The following is an 18404-nucleotide window of genomic DNA, read 5'->3' as shown; positions in this document are numbered from 1 at the left end:
TCGCAAACCCGCAACATTCAACCAAAAACTTTGAACATTGAACATTGAACTATTATCTTTGCACTATGAAAGATTTAATGGGCAGAGCGATCTGGGATTATTATCACAATGACAATCCTGAAGATCTGCAGACTGAAACGTCAATTTCTGAGCTGGATGAACTTCCGGTGGATTATTTATTCAGAGATTTTGAAGAAATGAATGATATTGAGCAGAAAGCACTGCATTTATCCAACGGAAAAGTTCTGGATATCGGGGCGGGTGCAGGTTCTCATTCTTTATACCTTCAAAATGAAAGAAATCTTGAGGTTACCGCATTGGATATTTCACCCAAATCTGTTGAAGTTTGCAAGCTGAGAGGCATAAAAAAAGCAGTTTGTGAGAATATGCTTGATTTCTCCGGAGAAACTTTTGATACTATTTTATTGCTGATGAACGGTACCGGAGTTTTTGAAAGCCTTGCGAAAATTGATACTTATCTTCAGAAACTACATACTTTACTAAACGATGAAGGACAGGTTTTAATTGATAGTACGGATATTCTTTATATGTTCGATCGTGATAAAGATGGGGGAGTGTATATTCCGGCTGGTGGATACTACGGAGAACTGGAATATGTGGTTCATTATAAAGGGGAATCTGAAGAACCGATTACCTGGCTGTACCTTGATTTCAATACCTTGAAAAATGCTGCCACAAATAATGGTTTCAAAATAGAAAGAGTATTGAAGGATGAAGATTCTTATTTAGCGAAGCTTACTAAGAGATAACCAGAAAACCATTCGGGGTAATTGATGATAATTGCTAACATTATCAAGCAAATAATACCTGGTAAGATATAAGAAGCTGCCTTATAAGGTAGCTTTTTTGGTGTAAACAAAACCCATAATACCAGTAAAATTAAAGCACCTACGGCAGCCATGGAAAATTCTGGACTTTTTCTATAAGTAAAAAATCCTTGTATACTTTCCTTATATATGAGTGGAACTAAAAAATTCTGAATAGGTAAAAAGACAATTCCGAAAACAAATGTTAGAATTGCTGCTCCATACTTTTTAAGCTTAATAAAATTCAGTCCTAACAATAAAGCTCCTGGAATTGTTCCCAAAAGTCCTCCAGCAAGTAAGATAAGGTCTCTCGGAAAAAGTTTAACAGCATTCGTATCTTCAGTGATATGATCTTTCCAAAGTTCACGTTCTTCTGTAAATTTTACTTCTTCAGCTTCTTGTTTACGCTGAATTAATTGCTGAACAGCTGTTTTTTCCTGCTCATTGAAAATACGCCCTCTTTCTTCCAGAATTTCAAAAGCTGCCTGAACAGCCTCCGGAACAAAGCGGTTGCCTTCTTTTAAATATCTCTCTAGTTCCTGATTGGAAAGCTTTCTTAAAACATTTTTATTGACCATAAGCTGTCTATAAAAGAAAGGCTGCTTCTCGTGAAACAGCCTGTTATCTTTATAAGGATTTTAATTATCCGATCTCAATACCGTTTTCAACATTGCTGTCATCCGGTGTTACGAAAGATAATTTTCCGTCTGGTTTTGTTGTTAATAATAACATTCCCTGAGATTCAATTCCTCTGATCTTTCTAGGAGCAAGGTTCAGAAGGATCATTACCTGCTTCCCGATTACTTCTTCAGGAGTGAAACTTTCTGCAATCCCGGAAACAACAGTTCTTACATCTACTCCTGTATCTACAGTAAGTTTTAGTAATTTATCTGCTTTTTCTACTTTTTCAGCTTCTAAAATGGTTGCTGTTCTAAGGTCTATTTTAGTAAAGTCATCAAACGTGATCTCTTCTTTCATAGGGTTTGCGTTAGGGTTTGTTTTTTTATTGTTTTGTTTTGTGTTTTCCAGTTTTTGGATCTGAGCCTCGATGACATCGTCCTCAATTTTTGAGAAAAGAAGGGAAGATTCATTGATTTTGTGCCCTGTTTCAATCAATACTGATTGGTTTTCAATAGAGTTCCAGTCTTTCTTCTCAACATTGAACATGTTCAATAGCTTTTCAGAGCTGAAAGGCATGAAAGGTTCGCATAACTGAGCCAGAGCAACAGCTATTTGAGCTCCAACGAATAAAGATTGAGCAGCTTTTTCCGGGTTGTCCTTGATGGTTTTCCAAGGCTCTTCCGTCTGAAGATACTGGTTTCCAAAACGCGCAAGGTTCATTAATGCAGTTAATGAATTTCTGAATTCATAATTTTCAAGGAATCCTGAGATTTCTTTTGCAGATTTACTTATTTCCTGCAGTTCAGGGCTGTTTACATCGCCTTGCGGAACCACACCGTCATAATATTTATGAATAAGAACTGCAACTCTGTTGATAAAGTTTCCGAAGATCCCTACCAATTCAGAATTATTCTTAGTCTGGAAATCCTTCCATGTAAAGTTATTATCCTTTGTTTCCGGAGCAGATGAAAGAAGGGCATATCTTAAAACATCCTGTTGCCCTGGGAAATCTTCCACATATTCATGAGCCCATACTGCCCAGTTTCTTGACGTTGAAATCTTATCGTTCTCAAGGTTCAGGAATTCAAAAGCAGGAACGTTAGCCGGCATGATATAATCTCCGTGTGCTTTCATCATCGAAGGGAAAATAATACAGTGGAATACAATATTATCCTTTCCGATAAAATGTACCAGATCACTTTCTGGACTCTGCCAGTAGTCTTTCCAGTCTTTTCCGTTTTTCTCTGCCCATTCTTTGGTGAAAGAGATATAACCGATAGGAGCATCAAACCATACATATAATACTTTTCCTTCAGCATTCGGAAGAGGAACCGGAACTCCCCAGTTCAGGTCTCTGGTCATGGCACGAGGCTTAAGGCCATCATTCAACCAGGACTTAACCTGTCCGTATACGTTAGGTTTCCAGTCATCTTTATGACCTTCAATGATCCATTCATTTAAAAAGTCTTCGTATTCATTTAACGGAAGATACCAGTTTTTGGTTTCTTTAAGGATAGGAACATTTCCGCTAAGCATTGATTTCGGATTGATCAGCTCAGAAGGAGAAAGGGTAGAACCACATTTCTCACACTGGTCTCCGTAAGCGTTTTCGTTACCACAATTAGGGCAAGTTCCTACAATATAACGGTCAGCAAGGAATTCTCCTGCCTGCTCATCAAAATACTGCTCAGAAATTTCTTCAGTGAATTTTCCTTTTTCGTATAAAACTTTGAAGAAATCCTGACTGGTTTCATAATGCTTTTTAGACGTTGTTCTGGAGTATTCATCAAATGAAATTCCCAGATCAGAAAAAGATTTTTTGATGATCTCGTGATATTTGTCCACGATATCCTGAGGAGTTACTCCTTCTTTTTTAGCTCTTATGGTAATAGGAATCCCGTGCTCATCTGAACCACAGATAAACGCTACATCTTTTCCTAATCTTCTCTGAAATCTTGCGTAAACATCCGCAGGAATATAAACACCTGCCAAATGTCCTATATGAACCGGCCCGTTTGCATAAGGCAAAGCTGCCGTAATCATCTTTCTGTTTGACATTTATAGTAAAGTTTTAACTGCAAAGATAAGGAATATCTGTTGAATACCGCTATTAGTGGCATTATTATGATGAAGAAAGCGATTTTGAAAGGTTGAATATGAAATTAAGTTAAACAATTGTTTAACATTTTCTTAATTTAAAACAAATATTATGTAATGCATAAGACGTTGTAAATTATTGGATTTTAAAAAACTAACTAAAATCGGTTTCGTAATATACATAATTTTAACTAAAATTATATTAAATTTATAATAATTCTAATTTTTTTTTAAATTGCGAGTCTGGCTCTGGGCCAAAATATGACTGAAAAACGAAACTATAAAAAAATAAGATTGTGAAGAATTTTACAACAGTATTAAAAATCGCGCCCGCTTTTTTACTGGCCAGTACAGTAATACATGCGCAGAAAAAAGATTCTCTTCCTCAAGAGAAGAAGATTGACGAAGTTGTACTAATTGGATATGGAAAACAGAAAAAATCTGACCTTACCGGTTCTATAACTTCTGTTACGGCTAAAGACTTCAACGGAGGAGCTACTTCTGCCGGGCAGCTGATCCAGGGTAAAACACCAGGAGTACAGATTACCAATAACAGTGGAGCTCCGGGATCGGGTACAAAAATCAGGATCAGGGGTACTTCTTCTTTAAGTGGAGAAAACTCTCCGTTGATCGTTATTGATGGAGTTCCTCAGGATTTCGTTGGAATGAATGGTGTTTCCGATCCTTTATCATTAATTAACCCGAATGATATTGAAACGTTTGATATCCTTAAGGATGCTTCCGCTACTGCGATCTATGGTAACAGAGCTTCCAATGGGGTTATTCTCATTACAACCAAGAAAGGAACAGCAGGAAAGTTTAAAGTTAATTTCTCAACAGTTACTTCGGTTTCTACTAAAATGGGAAAGGTAGATGTATTAAATGCTCAGGAGTTTAGAGATTTTGTTAATACGTATGCACCTGCAGGTTATAAAACCAAACTTGGAAATGCTGATACCGATTGGCAGGATCAGATTTATCAGGCAGCATGGGGTACCGATAATAACGTTGCCCTTTCAGGAGGGATTAAAGGTCTGCCATACCGTTTATCATTAGGATATAATGAGCAGAACGGTATTGTAAAATCAAATTCTTTCCGCAGAACTTCTGTAGGATTGAACTTAAACCCTAAATTCTTTGATAATCATTTATCAGTGAATGTAAATGCAAAGGGAACATTTACCGATAACAGATTTGTAGATGGCGGAGTGATTAAGGCGGCTACTTATTTTGATCCTACACAACCGGTGTATTCAGGAAACTCTAATTACGGAGGGTATTATGAATGGCTGGATTCAGGATCTGCAACAGGTTATAATGTAAATGCCAATTCAAACCCACTTGGGATGATCAATGGGGTAAGAGATGTTTCCTCTGTATTAAGAGGATTAGGAAATATTCAGTTAGATTATAAGTTTCATTTTCTTCCGGACCTTCATTTCAATGTAAATGCCGGATACGATTATACAAAAAGTGACGGACATAAATTTAAAGACGCTCGTCTGAGACCAGGTTTCGAAGATAAAGGAAGCTCAAATTTCTATTCTATGGAAAAGAAAAACAAGCTTTTGGAAACCTATTTTAATTATGTAAAAAACATCAGTGCTATTAATACTGGTGTAGACATTACTGCAGGATATTCTTATCAGGATTTCAATATCTATCTTCCGGGAGCTATCACTTATAGAGGAACAGGAATTAACTCGCAAGATTTAGATTTCAAAACTCAAAATACGCTGATTTCATTTTATGGAAGAGCTATTTTTACCATAGCTAATAAATATATTATTTCAGGATCAGTTCGTAAAGATGGCTCTTCAAGATTCTTTAACGGTACCAGAGATAATGTTTGGGGTGTTTTCCCTGGAGTTTCCTTAGCCTGGAAGCTTAATGAAGAAAATTTTATCAAAAATATATCTTCCATCAGTACATTAAAACTAAGAGCGGGATGGGGTAAAACGGGCCAGCAGGAATTGCCTGCGCTTAACGGTAACAAGCCTAATAATTACCCGGCTTTTGCAGCCTACAATCCAAGTTATCAGGGAGCTGGATATCAGTTTGGAAATGAATTCTACTTTATGTTCAGACCTGCTAACTATAATCCAAATCTTACCTGGGAAACTACAACCACTAAAAACTTAGGATTAGATTTTGGTTTTAATAAAAACAGAATTACCGGATCAATAGATGTATTCAGAAAGGATACGAAAGATCTTCTTGTATATGCTGACGAGCCTGCTGGAGGTTTAAGTAATGCCAGCTGGCAGAACGTAGGTGATATGAAAAATGAAGGGATTGAAGGAAGTATTACCGTAATTCCTGTTAAAAACCAGAATACCACCTGGGAAGTAAGCTTTAATGCTACTCATTACAAGCCGGTTATCACGAAGCTTAAAGACAGAGCTGACGAATCATTTAACATGGAAGTAGGAGGTATTGAAGGAGGTTCTGGAAACAGAATTCAGGCTCATGCTGTAGGATATGCACCTAATTCATTCTGGGTATACCAGCAGGTATATGATACCAACGGAAAACCTGTTGACGGAGCCTTTGTAGACAGAAACGGAGATGGAGTAATCAATACAAAAGATATGTATTATTACAAATCTACTACACCGGATGCAATTTTAGGCTTCTCTACTAAAGTTTCTCACAAAAATTGGGATTTTGCATTAAGTGCAAGAGCCGTATTAGGAAACTACGTATATAATAATGCTGCTTCAAATAGTTCACTGCAGTCAGCATCTACCAACGAATACCTTCAGAACGTATTCTCTACAGCTCCTCAGTATAAGTTTGCAGTTCCTCAGTACAAATCTGATATTTATGTTGAGAATGCTTCATTCCTGAGACTGGATAATATCAATGTTGGATACAATTTCGGAGAAATCTTCACCAAAGGAAGCAACCTGAAAGTATATGCGATGGCGCAGAATGTTTTTGTGATCACTAAATACTCTGGAGTAGATCCTGAAGTTTTTGGGGGAATAGACAACGGTTACTACCAAATGCCTAAAATTTACTCTTTAGGTTTTAACTTCCAATTTTAAATAAAAATTCAATGAAACTAAATAGAATTAAACTTAAAAATATAGTATTGCCTCTTTCAGCAGTATTTTTATTAACAGCAACTTCTTGTGTGAAAGATCTTGAAAGAGAGCCAATCACAGATGTTACTTCAGCCAGTATTTATAAGGATTTTGCTAACTATAAAAATGTTTTGGCAAAACTTTATGGAGGACTTGCAATGGGTGGCCAGGTAAGTGGAGATGGTGATCAGCCGGATAGTGATATTAACGGAATCAATGGTGGTTTTTCACAATATACCAGATTGATGTACACACTAAATGTTGTTACAACAGATGAAGCTGTGATTGGATGGAATGACGGAAATCTTCATACCATGCACAAAATGACATGGGATGCCTCCAATGAGTTTATTGCGGCTATGTACTATAGAATATATACAGAAATTGCTTTTTGTAATGAGTTCTTAAGAAATGTTACCGATGAAAAGTTAGCTTCCAATAATATTACTGGAGACAATCTTAATCAGGCAAAATTGATGAGAGCAGAAGCACGTTTCCTGAGAGCACAGTCATATTTTCATGCGATTGATATGTTTGGAAATGTTCCTTTTGTAGATGAATCATACCTGCCTGGATCTATAAACCCGCCACAAAGAATAGAAAGAAAAGCATTGTTTAATTATATCGAATCTGAATTACTTGCTATAGCAGGAGAGTTAAAAGATCCTAAAACAAATGAATATGGCAGAGCAGATAAAGCTGCTGTTTGGTCATTGTTGGCAAAATTATATTTAAATGCTGAAGTTTATACTGGAACTCAGAGAAATACAGATTGTATCACATACTGTAATAAAGTGATTGCAGCAGGATATTCTTTAAAACCGAAATATGATGATTTATTCCTTGCTGATAATAATATCAATAATCCGGAGCAGATTTTAAGCGTTAATTTTGACGGAATCAATACGCAGACTAATGGTGGGACCACTTATCTGGTACATGCTGCCATAGGTGGTGATATGAAAGCTGCTGATTTTGGAGTGAATGGAGGATGGAGTGGTTTAAGAACTACAAAAGCATTTGTAGGGTTATTCCCTAATAATGGAAGTGACAAAAGAGGAAGATTCTTTACTTCAGGGCAAAATCTAGAAATTAATGATTTAGGCTCATTTACAGATGGTTATGCTTTTATCAAGTTTAAAAATGTTAAAAGTAACGGATCTGTCGGAGCTCATACCAACTGGGTGGAGGCTGATATCCCATTGTACCGTTTGGCAGATATTTATCTGATGTATGCAGAAGCTGTGTTAAGAGGAGGAACTGGCGGAAATCAGGCTACAGCAATCGGTTATATTAATCAACTGAGACAACGTGCTTATGGAGATACAAGCGGAAATGTTTCTTCTATCAATCTGAATTTCATTTTAGATGAGAGAGCCAGAGAATTATCATGGGAAATGACCAGAAGAAGTGATCTTATTCGTTTCAATAAGTTCACCACAGGGGATTATCTATGGCCATGGAAAGGAAATGTAAAAGATGGAAAAGCAGTAGAAAACTACAGAAACCTGTTCCCGATTCCTGCTAAAGATATTGTAGCGAATCCTAATTTGATTCAGAATCCTGGGTATTAATTTTAAATCCTGTTTAAAATGAAAAATTTATTCAAAATATTAGCCCTGGTTTTTACAGGTCTTATCGTTTTTTCCTGTGAAAAAGATGAAGATCAGGCGGTTATTAATGAAACATCTGCCGGTAAAATATCTGCTGATAAAAGTGCAATAGTTCTTAATGAACTTAATGCAAATGATGCCGTAATAAGCTTTACATGGACAAAACCAACATTTAATATTGCTGTAGTTCCCAATCAGAAAGTAGAATTTGGAATGAAAGGGGATGGTTTCAAAAAAAGTGCTACCATTGACTTTTCTAATGATATGACTTCAGGTTCTGCAACACATGCCGCTTTGAATGCCGCCATGTTTGCCATTGGAGCAGTTCCGGATGTTGTAAACGATATCGAAGTAAGATTGAAGACTTCAGTAGGCTCAGCAGCTTTTTATTCTAATGTAATTGCTCTTAAAGTAACTCCTTATACTCCAAACCCTGATTTGGTATATCCAAAGATCAATGTTCCTGGAGCATACGCAGGAGCAGCTGGTTATGCAAACTGGACTCCATCTAATTCACCGAATCTGTTTTCTCCTGAGAAAAATGATAAATACAGAGGATTTATTTTCATCAAAGATGCTTCAGGTGATAATGGTAAATATAAATTTGCGATCAATCAGGATTGGCCGGGAAATAAAGGGGATGATGGAACCAATAGCGGAAAACTAAAAGTTGATGGTTCAGATATAGTACCGGCAGCAGCAGGAACTTATTATATGAAAGTAGACTGGGCAGCAAATACCTATTCTGCTACATTAGCAAACTTCGGAGTTATTGGTGATGCAACGCCTACTGGATGGGGATCAGATACTGACTTTGTATACAATCCTGCAACCAAAACCTATGTTATCAATTCAATTGCTTTATCCAATACCGGAGTATTTAAATTCAGAGCTAATGATGATTGGGCAATAAAGTTCCAGCCAAAAGATGCAGAGCAGACTTTAGTTTCAGGGACAGGTGTTCAGACCTATTTAAGCTCAGAGGGAACCGTTACAGGAGATCCTGGATATAAAGTTTCACAGGCAGGTAATTATAAAATTGAACTGGATCTACACAATTCAGCATATTACAAGTTAACCATTACTAAATTGTAAATTAAACTAAACAAACTAAAATAAAGCAAAGTGCTGCTTTACCGCAGCACTTTATTTTTTAAGTTAATAAATAGTCATTATGAAGAAAATTACAGTTGGAGCACTTTTGCTCTCAATGATGTTTACAGGTGTGAAAGCCCAATCTTTAAAATCTCCGGACGGAAAGTTCGAAATGAACTTTCAGCTGAAAGAAGGAGTACCTTACTATAACCTGAAATACAATGGGGCAGTAGTGGTGGAAGATTCTAAATTGGGATTGAGATTATTTAAAGACACAGCCATAAAATTCGCTTCTGAAATTGCCAAACCAGAAGATGCAAAATACGATCTGAACAACGGTTTTGCAAAGACAGATGAAAAAAGAGACTCCAAAAATGAAACCTGGCAGCCGGTTTTAGGAGAAAAGAAAAATTATATCAACCATTACAACGAACTGGCAGTCACCCTGAATCAGGCTTCTACAGACAGAAGTATTGTGGTAAAGTTCAGATTATTCAATGATGGATTGGGTTTCAGATATGAATTCCCACAACAGAAAAACCTTAATTATTTCGTCATCAGAGAAGAAGATTCTGAAATCGATTTCCCTACCGATATGAAGGCATGGTGGATGGTTGCAGATTATGACTCTCAGGAGTATCAGTATCAGGAAACAAAAGTATCTGAAATCCCTTCAAAATGGGATAAAGCATATGATGCCAACGCTTCACAGTCATTGGTGAAAAATGCAGTGCAGTCTCCATTGATGCTTAAAAAAGAAGGAAAAGAGCCATTGTATATTAACGTTGCAGAAGCAGCTGTATTGGATTATCCGGCTTCACACCTTGAGGTAGATGCACAGAATTTTAAATTCAAAACGCATTTGACTGCCGACAGACAGGGAGCGAAAGGATACATTCAGACTCCGTCAGTAACGCCTTGGAGGACAATTATTGTAGCTCCGAAAGCAGAGCAGGTGATGGATTCTAAAATGATCTTCAACCTTAATGAGCCTACAAAGTACACCGATACTTCTTACATTCACCCTACAAAATACATGGGAGTCTGGTGGGAAATGATTATCGGAAAATCACAATGGGCTTATTCTACCGCTGAAAATGTCCATTTAGGTAAAACAGATTTTGCAAAATTAACTCCAAACGGAAAACATGCTGCCAACAATACAAAAGTTAAAGAATATATTGACTTTGCAGCAGAAAACGGATTCCAGGGATTGTTGATCGAAGGATGGAACATCGGTTGGGAAGACTGGTTCGGACATTCAAAAGAGTTTGTTTTCGATTTCATTACTCCTTACCCGGATTTTGATATTAAGATGTTGAATGAATATGCGCATTCAAAAGGAATCAAGCTCATCATGCACCATGAAACTTCAGGTTCTGCGACAAACTATGAAAGATGGGCTGATAAAGCTTTCCAAACCATGAATAAATATGGATATGATGCTGTGAAAACAGGATATGTAGGAGATATCATTCCTAGAGGGGAACATCATTACTCTCAATGGACCATCAACCATTATTATAGAATTGCAGAAAAAGCAAACGACTATAAAATCATGGTGAATTCTCACGAATCCGTACGTCCTACAGGAGAAAGCCGTACTTATCCAAACTATATTTCTGCAGAAGCAGCACGTGGAACGGAATATGAAGCTTTCGGAGGAAATAAGCCGGATCACCAGACGGTTCTTCCGTTTACAAGATGGATGGGAGGTTCTATGGATTACACGCCGGGAATTTTCCAGACAAAACTTGACTATTATTTCCCTGGAGATAACCGTTTTGTAAAAACTACTCTGGTAAAGCAGTTAGCACTTTATGTAACGATGTATATGCCGCTTCAGATGGCTGCGGATCTTCCCGAGAACTACAAAAAGCATATGGATGCATTCCAGTTTATTAAGGATGTTGCAGCAGATTGGGATGATACAAAAATCTTAGCTGCTGAGCCTGGTGATTATGTAGTTACAGCGAGAAAAGCAAAAGGCACTGAAAACTGGTTTGTAGGAGGTATCACGGATGAAAACAAACGTGAGTATACTGTAGACTTCTCATTCCTGGATAAAGGAAAGAAATATGAGGCAACCATCTATGAAGATGGAAAAGATGCTGATTATATCGATAACCCTCAAAGTTATAACATCTACAAAAAAGAGATTACAAGTAAGTCAAAAATTAATTTTAAAATGGTAAGAAGCGGCGGTTTCGCAATTTCAATTAAACCAGTAAAATAATTGTAAAGATACACTAAGGTGCCCCGGTTTATCGGATTTTCGATGACCGGGGTATTTTTATTTATCCTCTGCGTGTTGAATCAGCTGGGAATATTGATTTTCAGATTCTAATAGTTGTTCCTGTACTTTAACAGGAGTTTTTATTTTCTCTTTATATTCTTTCTGATACTGTTTGACGGTTTTTCCAGTTCCGTCATGTCTCCATCCTGGCGAATAAAAAAGATATTTTAGACGGTCTTTAAAAGAAATTCCCGGCTGTCTGATATCTTTCCCTATTCTTCTCCATTCATAGAAAAGCATCGTTGCGGGATCTTTGGATTTTATTTTCGGATAAACTCCATATTTTACAGGAACTTCAGGATCTTCTTTTTCAAAAGTCCCGAAAATTTTATCCCAGATAATCAGTCCCATTCCCATATTGCGGTCCAGATATTTGATATTGCAGGCATGATGTACCCTGTGATGAGAAGGTGTCACCAGGATATATTCTAAAAATCCCATACTTTTAATCGATTGGGTGTGTACAAACGTACCGTAAATCTGTATAGAAGAGTAGGCTACCAGAATATGCCACGGATGAAAACCCATGAAAGCTAGTGGAGAGAAAAATAAATACCTGTACAACGGCTGAAATACAGGGCTTCTGAATCCCGTACTTATATTGAAATAATCAGAATTATGATGGGTAATATGTACCGCCCAGAAAACACGCGAATGATGATCTACATAATGATGGACATAATAAGCAAAGTCCTGAGCCAGGAATACGGCAATCCAGTACCAGATCCCCTCCTGCCAGTCGAAAAGACGGTGCTGGTAAAAAAACATCATAACAAATAAGGAGAAACCCTTCATGATGATATCTAGTCCATAATTAAGCAAGGCGAAAAGGACATTTGTTGCTACGTCTTTTGTCTCATATATTTTCTCTTTATTAAAATGACTGTAGGCCATTTCCAGGAAAATTATAGCAGCAAACACAGGAATTGTCCATGTGTAAACAACATCCGGTCCTTCAGTTTTGAACATATTGCTGAAATCCAACATTTTTTCTATAAAACTAAACATAAAAAGCATGGGAAATTAAGTTTATGCATGAATTTTTTGTGAAAAATTTAATTATTCTTTATAAAAATTAAAATGAAGTCATTTAATCTGATAATCTTATAGAAATGAAGATTAAAAAAAGAGACTTTCCGTTACATTTTTGAACGTATATATGAAAATTTAATGCTAAATTGAACACTAATATGAAGACAATATATGCAGCATTCGCCCTTTCGATAGCTTCTTTTGCTTTTTCCCAGAAAAATCTGGAAAGAGTAGAGCCTGCTTTCTGGTGGAAGGGGATGAAAAATCCTGAACTTCAGATTCTTGTATACGGAAAAGAAGTGGCTAATAACGAGATTACGCTTTCAGATGGCATACAGATCAAAGACATAAGGAAAGTAGATAATCCTAACTATGTTTTTATTACAGTCAATACCAACGAAATAAACGTTCCGAAGTTTGCTATCAATATTAAGAAAGGCAAAAAGAATATGGGTTCATACACTTATGAGCTGAAACAAAGGAATCCGGGATCTACCGATCGTGAATCTTTTACTTCAAAAGATCTCATGTATCTGATCATGCCGGACCGTTTTGCCAATGGTGATGAGAAGAATGATTCAAGACCGGAGCTTACCGAAAAAGCAGATCGCAGTCTTCCCAACGGCAGACATGGAGGAGATCTCCGCGGGATTATCAATAATCTTGATTATATCCAGAATTTAGGAGCTACAGCAGTCTGGCTGACTCCCGTGAATGAGGATAACGAAAAAGTGTATTCCTATCACGGTTATGCTCAGACCGATCTATATAAAATTGATGCACGCTACGGTACCAACGAAGATTATAAAACATTATCCCAGGAGCTAAATAAGCGAAAGATGATGTTAGTGATGGATTATGTAACCAATCACTGGGGCGGCTCCCACTGGATGATTAAAGATCTTCCTTCCAAAGACTGGATACACTGGTTTGATGAAGGAGAAAAAGGATTTAAACGGTCAAACTATAAAACGACGACACAGTTTGATACCAATGCTTCGGATATTGATAAAAAATATGCCCTGGACGGATGGTTTGATACAACGATGCCTGATATCAACCAGAAAAATCCATTGGTCCTGAAATATCTGATCCAAAATGCTATCTGGTGGATCGAATATGCCGAGCTGGGAGGATTTCGTGTAGATACCTATCCTTACAATGATAAAGACGCCATGGCAAAATGGGCAAAGGCGATCACCGATGAATATCCGAAATTCAATATCGTAGGGGAAACATGGCTGTATACAGCAGCTCAAATTGCCGCGTGGCAGAAAAATTCGAAGATCGGGGCGATAGAAAATTACAATTCAAATTTACCATCGGTGATGGATTTTATGCTCTTTGAAAACATGCCTAAAGCCCTTAAAGAAAAAGAAAGCTGGGATAAAGGAATGATCCGTATTTACGATTCTTTTACGAGCGATTTCCTTTATCCGGATATCAATAATACCCTTGTTTTCTTTGAAAATCATGACACCGAAAGATGGAATGAAATCTTTAATGCAAATCCTGATGCCTATAAAATGGCACTCACTCTGATATCGACAGTAAGAGGAATTCCACAGATTTATTACGGATCTGAAATAGGAATGAGAGGTGATAAAAAAACTGGTGGTGATGCGGATATCCGCAGGGATTTTCCAGGAGGCTGGAAATCTGATACACAAAACGCTTTCAATCCATCCGCTCAAACTGCAGAGCAGAAAGAATTTTTCCGGTTTACTCAGAAATTATTAAACTGGAGAAAAGGTAAAGACGTGATACATCATGGAAAAACTAAAAATTTCGTTCCTCAGGATGGCGTTTTTGTGTATTTCAGATATAATGAAAAAGAAAGTGTAATGGTGGCCATCAACAATAATGAAAAAGATCAGACGTTAGATCTGAAAAGATTCGCAGAATCACTGAATGGATATACAAAAGGAAAAGAAGTAATTTCAGGAAAAGAAATTTCATTACAAAACAGTATGAATATCCCTGCAAAGACACCATTCATCATTGAATTAGAAAAATAATAATTACCTATGAAAAAACTAACGACTGCTTATACATTAATCCTTTTTTTACTGGGATTTTCTTTACTTACAGCACAGTCGAAGACCGGATTTGAAAAAGAAAAATCGGAAATCGGTACCATGCTTGATACCTTTAATGCAATGGCGGCAAAAGCAGATTACGATGCCTATTTTAATCTGTTTGCAGAGGAATCTACCTTCATCGGAACAGATGCAACTGAAATCTGGGATAAAAAAGCATTTATGGTTTGGGCAAAACCTTACTTTGACAAAAAGAAAACCTGGAACTTTAAAGCTCTTAAAAGAAATATTTATTTCAGTAAAGATGGGAAACTGGCCTGGTTTGACGAATTGCTGGATACACAGATGAAGATCTGCAGAGGCTCAGGAGTGGTAGAGAAAATCAATGGAAGCTGGAAGGTAAAACAATATGTTCTTTCTGTGACAGTGCCTAATGAGGTGGTAGACAAAGTGGTTACGGAAAAAGCACCTATTGAAGATGCGTTAATTCAAAAACTGAAATCATAATGGCAATAATGATGGGGAAATATGATACTGGGGCAGTCGGGAAAAGAAAAAAGCCAGACCTATCGATGCTCCAGATTATCAATATGAGCATGGGATTCCTGGGAATTCAGATGGCATTCGGGTTACAAAATGGAAATGCGAGCCGTATTTTGGGGAATTTAGGAGCAGATGTTCACGAGTTATCCTGGTTCTGGCTGGTGGCTCCTATTACAGGACTCATTGTTCAGCCTATTATCGGCCATATGGGTGATAATACATGGAGTCCGTTGGGAAGGAGAAAGCCTTATTTCCTGATTGGCGCTGTTTTATGCGCGATAGGATTGGTTCTCCTTCCTAATGCAGCATCCGTTACTCAGATGTTTGCCGCCAATGCACTTTTGTTAGCGGTAATATTTTTAGCCATGATGGATGCTTCAGTGAATATTGCCATGGAACCTTTCCGGGCTTTGGTAGGTGATATGCTTCCTAAACATCAGGGTACGATAGGATTTTCTGTACAAACAATTCTGATTGGAATCGGGGCAGTATTAGGATCTTATCTGCCGGACTGGTTAACGAAAATGGGAATTTCCAATGAAGCACCGGAGGGATTTGTAGCAGATAATGTCATTTACTCTTTTTATATCGGCGCAGGATTGCTTATTATATCAATTCTATACACGATCATGACAACCAGAGAGTATTCCCCACAGGAATTTGCTGATTTTGAAGATGGAAAAGACGCAGACCAAAATAACTCTAAGTTTTCAGATATTTTTAAAGACTTTGCAGCGATACCTTTGCAGATGAAAAAGCTGGGAATTGTTCAGTTTTTCTCATGGTTCGCATTGTTTACCATGTGGGTATTTACCACCAGTGCTCTGGCAACCCATCATTTTGGACTTTCCCCGGAAGATACCCATTCCAAGGCATTCAATGATGCTGGAGACCTTACCGGAAAACTTTTCGGAATGTATAATCTCTGGGCGATTCCGTTTGCGTTTCTGTTAACACCTATCGCTAAGCTGATTGGTAAAAAACAGACTCATGCTTTAGCTTTATTGTGCGGAGGTTTGGGACTGGTTTCCATGTATTTCATTAAGGATGTCAACAATTTATGGATCTCCATGATTGGATTAGGCTTTGCCTGGGCAAGTATTCTCGCAATGCCTTATGCCATGCTTATTGAGGTGATTCCACAACGGAAGATGGGGGTTTATATGGGCATATTCAACTTCTTTATTGTGATTCCTCAGATCATCAATGGTTTGTTCGGAGGTCCTATCGTAAGCGGGATTTTCGGAAAACAGGCGATGGATTATGTTGTCGCAGGAGGTGTTTGCATGCTGATCGGAGCCGTAGTAACCATGATTTTTGTGAAATCCGAAGATGAAACCCCTAAGGAAATTGAAGAGGAAATCAAGCAGGTACATTTTTAATAAGAAAATAGAGGTTAGAAATAAGTAATGTGATGTGTTTTGAAATTTAATTTAAAATAGCATCATAAAATTCAATAGGAGCGGGCTTTAGCCCGCTTTTCTTTTAAACATTCATCAATTGGCTTTAGCCAAAACTTAAAATCTATCCTTCGTATACTTATATCGCAAATAAAATCTTTGCGCCTTAAAAACATACTGTAAATAAAAAAATCGCGTAATCAGACCTATAAAATAATCCTCACTTTCTGAGCTTTCTCAACCTTTTTAATTTCTCCAAATTTCGTTTCTTAACCTACATCAACTTTTTAAACACCTACATCCCGTACATTTGTACTATAAATAATCACAGAAAATGAAAACAGTATATCATAAAGCAGATTCAAGAGGCCATGCCAACCACGGATGGTTAAATTCTTACCATACATTCAGTTTTGCCAACTATCAAAACAGAGATAGAACCAACTTCGGAGTTTTAAGAGTATTGAACGATGACACCGTTTCGCAGGGAATGGGCTTCGGAACACACCCACACAGAGATATGGAAATTATATCCATTCCTTTGGAAGGAGATCTGGAACATAAAGACTCCATGGGAACCACAGCAGTAATCAGAAAAGGAGAAATTCAGGTGATGAGTGCCGGAACAGGTGTCATGCACAGCGAATACAATAAAAATAAAGATGAAGAAGTAAAATTCCTTCAGATCTGGGTGTTCCCAAAAGAACAGAATGTTGAACCGAGATACGATCAGAAAAGTATCAAAGAAGGAGAAAAAATCAATGGATTCCAACAGATCTTATCTCCCAATAAAAATGATGACGGAGTTTGGATTCATCAGGACGCATGGTTCAATCTGGCCAACTTTAAAAAAGGAAACGGTAAAAATTATATGCTCAACAAAAAAGGAAACGGAGTGTATGCGTTTGTTTTAAAAGGAAGCGCAAAAATCGGAGACCGTGTCCTGAATGAAAGAGACGGATTAGGAATCTGGGATACACAGAGCTTTAATATTGAAGCCGTAGAAGACACTGAAGTATTATTAATGGAAGTACCTATGGAACTGCCGTCTTATCTTAAATAAAAAACTAAATTTGTAATCTTAAAAATAAACCTCACCTATGAAAATTTTAGCAATAGCAGGAAGTAATTCAGAAGTTTCAATGAACAAGCAGTTGGTAGCCTATGCATCAACGTTATTTGAAAATGCAGAAGTAGAAGTAATCGATTTAAACCCTTTTGAAATGCCTATCTATAAACACGAAAGAGAATTAGCAGGCGGTGTTCCACAGGAAGCTCATGATTTCGCAGCAAAAATTGACGGTGCTGATGTATTACTGGTTTCTTTGGGAGAGCACAACGGAACGTATTCTACAGCATTCAAAAATGTGTTTGACTGGGTATCCAGAATCAAAGACAGAACCGTTTGGAATGAAGTACCTATGCTATTGATGTCTACATCTCCCGGAGGTAGAGGTGGAGCAGGTGTTTTGGAAGCAGCATCAAAGCGTTTCCCTTTCCACGGAGGAAATGTGGTGGAAACTTTTTCTCTTCCTTTCTTTAATGATAACTTTGATAAAGCCGCTCAGAAAATTTCTAATGAAGAGAAAGACAGTGAGTTAAAAGAAAAAATTAAGAAGATTGCAGCCATTGAAACAATCCTTGAAAAATAGAATTTGAATATTCATTTAAAATTACTATTTTTGCAAAAAGAAAAGAGATGAAAATTCAGACCTCCTATAAACAATGTTTTTCTCATAAAGGGAAAGTTGT

Annotated in this window: 13 protein-coding genes; 10 read left to right on the top strand and 3 right to left on the bottom strand. The window is 37.3% G+C overall.

The window, feature by feature from the left end:
• The first annotated feature begins 65 nt into the window (after nucleotides 1-65).
• Nucleotides 66-770 (top strand): class I SAM-dependent methyltransferase, encoded by a 705-nt coding sequence (locus A1704_RS04430; protein WP_062670835.1) that lies wholly within the window; start codon nucleotides 66-68, stop codon nucleotides 768-770.
• Here A1704_RS04430 and A1704_RS04425 read toward each other — a convergent pair.
• Nucleotides 743-1405, bottom strand: coding sequence for a hypothetical protein (locus tag A1704_RS04425; protein ID WP_062670833.1), 663 nt, complete (start codon nucleotides 1403-1405; stop codon nucleotides 743-745). The genes A1704_RS04430 and A1704_RS04425 overlap by 28 nt on opposite strands.
• A 64-nt stretch (nucleotides 1406-1469) precedes the next feature.
• On the bottom strand, nucleotides 1470-3506 hold the full coding sequence (gene metG / locus A1704_RS04420; protein ID WP_062670831.1) for a methionine--tRNA ligase: 2037 nt from the start codon (nucleotides 3504-3506) through the stop codon (nucleotides 1470-1472).
• Nucleotides 3507-3841: 335 nt separating this feature from the next.
• Here metG and A1704_RS04415 point away from each other — a divergent pair, with 335 nt between their 5' ends.
• The 4 genes from A1704_RS04415 (at nucleotide 3842) to A1704_RS04400 (ending at nucleotide 11578) form a co-directional block, all read left to right on the top strand.
• Nucleotides 3842-6595: a SusC/RagA family TonB-linked outer membrane protein gene (locus A1704_RS04415; protein WP_062670829.1), complete on the top strand. Its 2754-nt coding sequence runs from the start codon at nucleotides 3842-3844 to the stop codon at nucleotides 6593-6595.
• Between the two features lie 11 nt (nucleotides 6596-6606).
• Nucleotides 6607-8208, top strand: a complete 1602-nt coding sequence (locus A1704_RS04410; RefSeq protein WP_082798702.1) for a RagB/SusD family nutrient uptake outer membrane protein — start codon at nucleotides 6607-6609, stop codon at nucleotides 8206-8208.
• 18 nt (nucleotides 8209-8226) lie between these two features.
• A complete protein-coding gene (locus A1704_RS04405) occupies nucleotides 8227-9342 on the top strand; it encodes a SusE domain-containing protein (RefSeq protein WP_062670827.1) in 1116 nt (371 codons plus the stop codon).
• A 79-nt stretch (nucleotides 9343-9421) separates the two neighbouring features.
• On the top strand, nucleotides 9422-11578 hold the full coding sequence (locus tag A1704_RS04400; RefSeq protein WP_062670825.1) for a glycoside hydrolase family 97 protein: 2157 nt from the start codon (nucleotides 9422-9424) through the stop codon (nucleotides 11576-11578).
• 57 nt (nucleotides 11579-11635) lie between these two features.
• Here A1704_RS04400 and A1704_RS04395 read toward each other — a convergent pair whose 3' ends face one another.
• On the bottom strand, nucleotides 11636-12625 hold the full coding sequence (locus tag A1704_RS04395; RefSeq protein WP_062670824.1) for a sterol desaturase family protein: 990 nt from the start codon (nucleotides 12623-12625) through the stop codon (nucleotides 11636-11638).
• Nucleotides 12626-12828: 203 nt separating this feature from the next.
• Between A1704_RS04395 and A1704_RS04390 the strand changes: the two genes are divergently transcribed.
• The 5 genes from A1704_RS04390 to A1704_RS04370 all read left to right on the top strand — a co-directional run bounded on the left by A1704_RS04390 (nucleotide 12829) and on the right by A1704_RS04370 (nucleotide 18304).
• Nucleotides 12829-14688, top strand: a complete 1860-nt coding sequence (locus tag A1704_RS04390) for a glycoside hydrolase family 13 protein (RefSeq protein WP_062670822.1) — start codon at nucleotides 12829-12831, stop codon at nucleotides 14686-14688.
• 9 nt (nucleotides 14689-14697) lie between these two features.
• Nucleotides 14698-15216 carry a nuclear transport factor 2 family protein gene (locus tag A1704_RS04385; RefSeq protein ID WP_062670820.1) on the top strand — a complete coding sequence of 173 codons (519 nt, stop codon included), beginning with the start codon at nucleotides 14698-14700 and terminating at the stop codon, nucleotides 15214-15216.
• The gene (locus tag A1704_RS04380) at nucleotides 15216-16634 is read left to right on the top strand and encodes an MFS transporter (protein WP_062670818.1); all 1419 of its coding nucleotides are present in this window, start codon (nucleotides 15216-15218) and stop codon (nucleotides 16632-16634) included. The genes A1704_RS04385 and A1704_RS04380 overlap by 1 nt, the downstream gene beginning before the upstream one ends.
• A gap of 352 nt (nucleotides 16635-16986) precedes the next feature.
• Entirely contained in the window at nucleotides 16987-17715 is a 729-nt protein-coding gene (locus tag A1704_RS04375; protein WP_034696330.1) for a pirin family protein, read from the top strand.
• A 37-nt stretch (nucleotides 17716-17752) separates the two neighbouring features.
• Nucleotides 17753-18304: an NADPH-dependent FMN reductase gene (locus A1704_RS04370; RefSeq protein WP_062670816.1), complete on the top strand. Its 552-nt coding sequence runs from the start codon at nucleotides 17753-17755 to the stop codon at nucleotides 18302-18304.
• The last annotated feature ends 100 nt before the right edge of the window (nucleotides 18305-18404 follow it).

This window comes from Chryseobacterium cucumeris, assembly GCF_001593385.1.
GTDB lineage: Bacteria > Bacteroidota > Bacteroidia > Flavobacteriales > Weeksellaceae > Chryseobacterium > Chryseobacterium cucumeris.
The sequence above is the reverse complement of the archived record's forward strand: the minus strand, read 5'-3'. Positions and strand labels throughout refer to the sequence as shown.

Bases quoted from the DNA above. Each gene is read 5' to 3' on its own strand.
- A1704_RS04430 (WP_062670835.1), top strand. From the start codon at position 66: ATGAAAGATTTAATGGGCAGAGCGATCTGGGATTATTATCACAATGAC.
- A1704_RS04425 (WP_062670833.1), bottom strand. From the start codon at position 1,405: ATGGTCAATAAAAATGTTTTAAGAAAGCTTTCCAATCAGGAACTAGAG.
- metG (WP_062670831.1), bottom strand. From the start codon at position 3,506: ATGTCAAACAGAAAGATGATTACGGCAGCTTTGCCTTATGCAAACGGG.
- A1704_RS04410 (WP_082798702.1), top strand. From the start codon at position 6,607: ATGAAACTAAATAGAATTAAACTTAAAAATATAGTATTGCCTCTTTCA.
- A1704_RS04405 (WP_062670827.1), top strand. From the start codon at position 8,227: ATGAAAAATTTATTCAAAATATTAGCCCTGGTTTTTACAGGTCTTATC.
- A1704_RS04400 (WP_062670825.1), top strand. From the start codon at position 9,422: ATGAAGAAAATTACAGTTGGAGCACTTTTGCTCTCAATGATGTTTACA.
- A1704_RS04395 (WP_062670824.1), bottom strand. From the start codon at position 12,625: ATGTTGGATTTCAGCAATATGTTCAAAACTGAAGGACCGGATGTTGTT.
- A1704_RS04390 (WP_062670822.1), top strand. From the start codon at position 12,829: ATGAAGACAATATATGCAGCATTCGCCCTTTCGATAGCTTCTTTTGCT.
- A1704_RS04385 (WP_062670820.1), top strand. From the start codon at position 14,698: ATGAAAAAACTAACGACTGCTTATACATTAATCCTTTTTTTACTGGGA.
- A1704_RS04380 (WP_062670818.1), top strand. From the start codon at position 15,216: ATGGCAATAATGATGGGGAAATATGATACTGGGGCAGTCGGGAAAAGA.
- A1704_RS04375 (WP_034696330.1), top strand. From the start codon at position 16,987: ATGAAAACAGTATATCATAAAGCAGATTCAAGAGGCCATGCCAACCAC.
- A1704_RS04370 (WP_062670816.1), top strand. From the start codon at position 17,753: ATGAAAATTTTAGCAATAGCAGGAAGTAATTCAGAAGTTTCAATGAAC.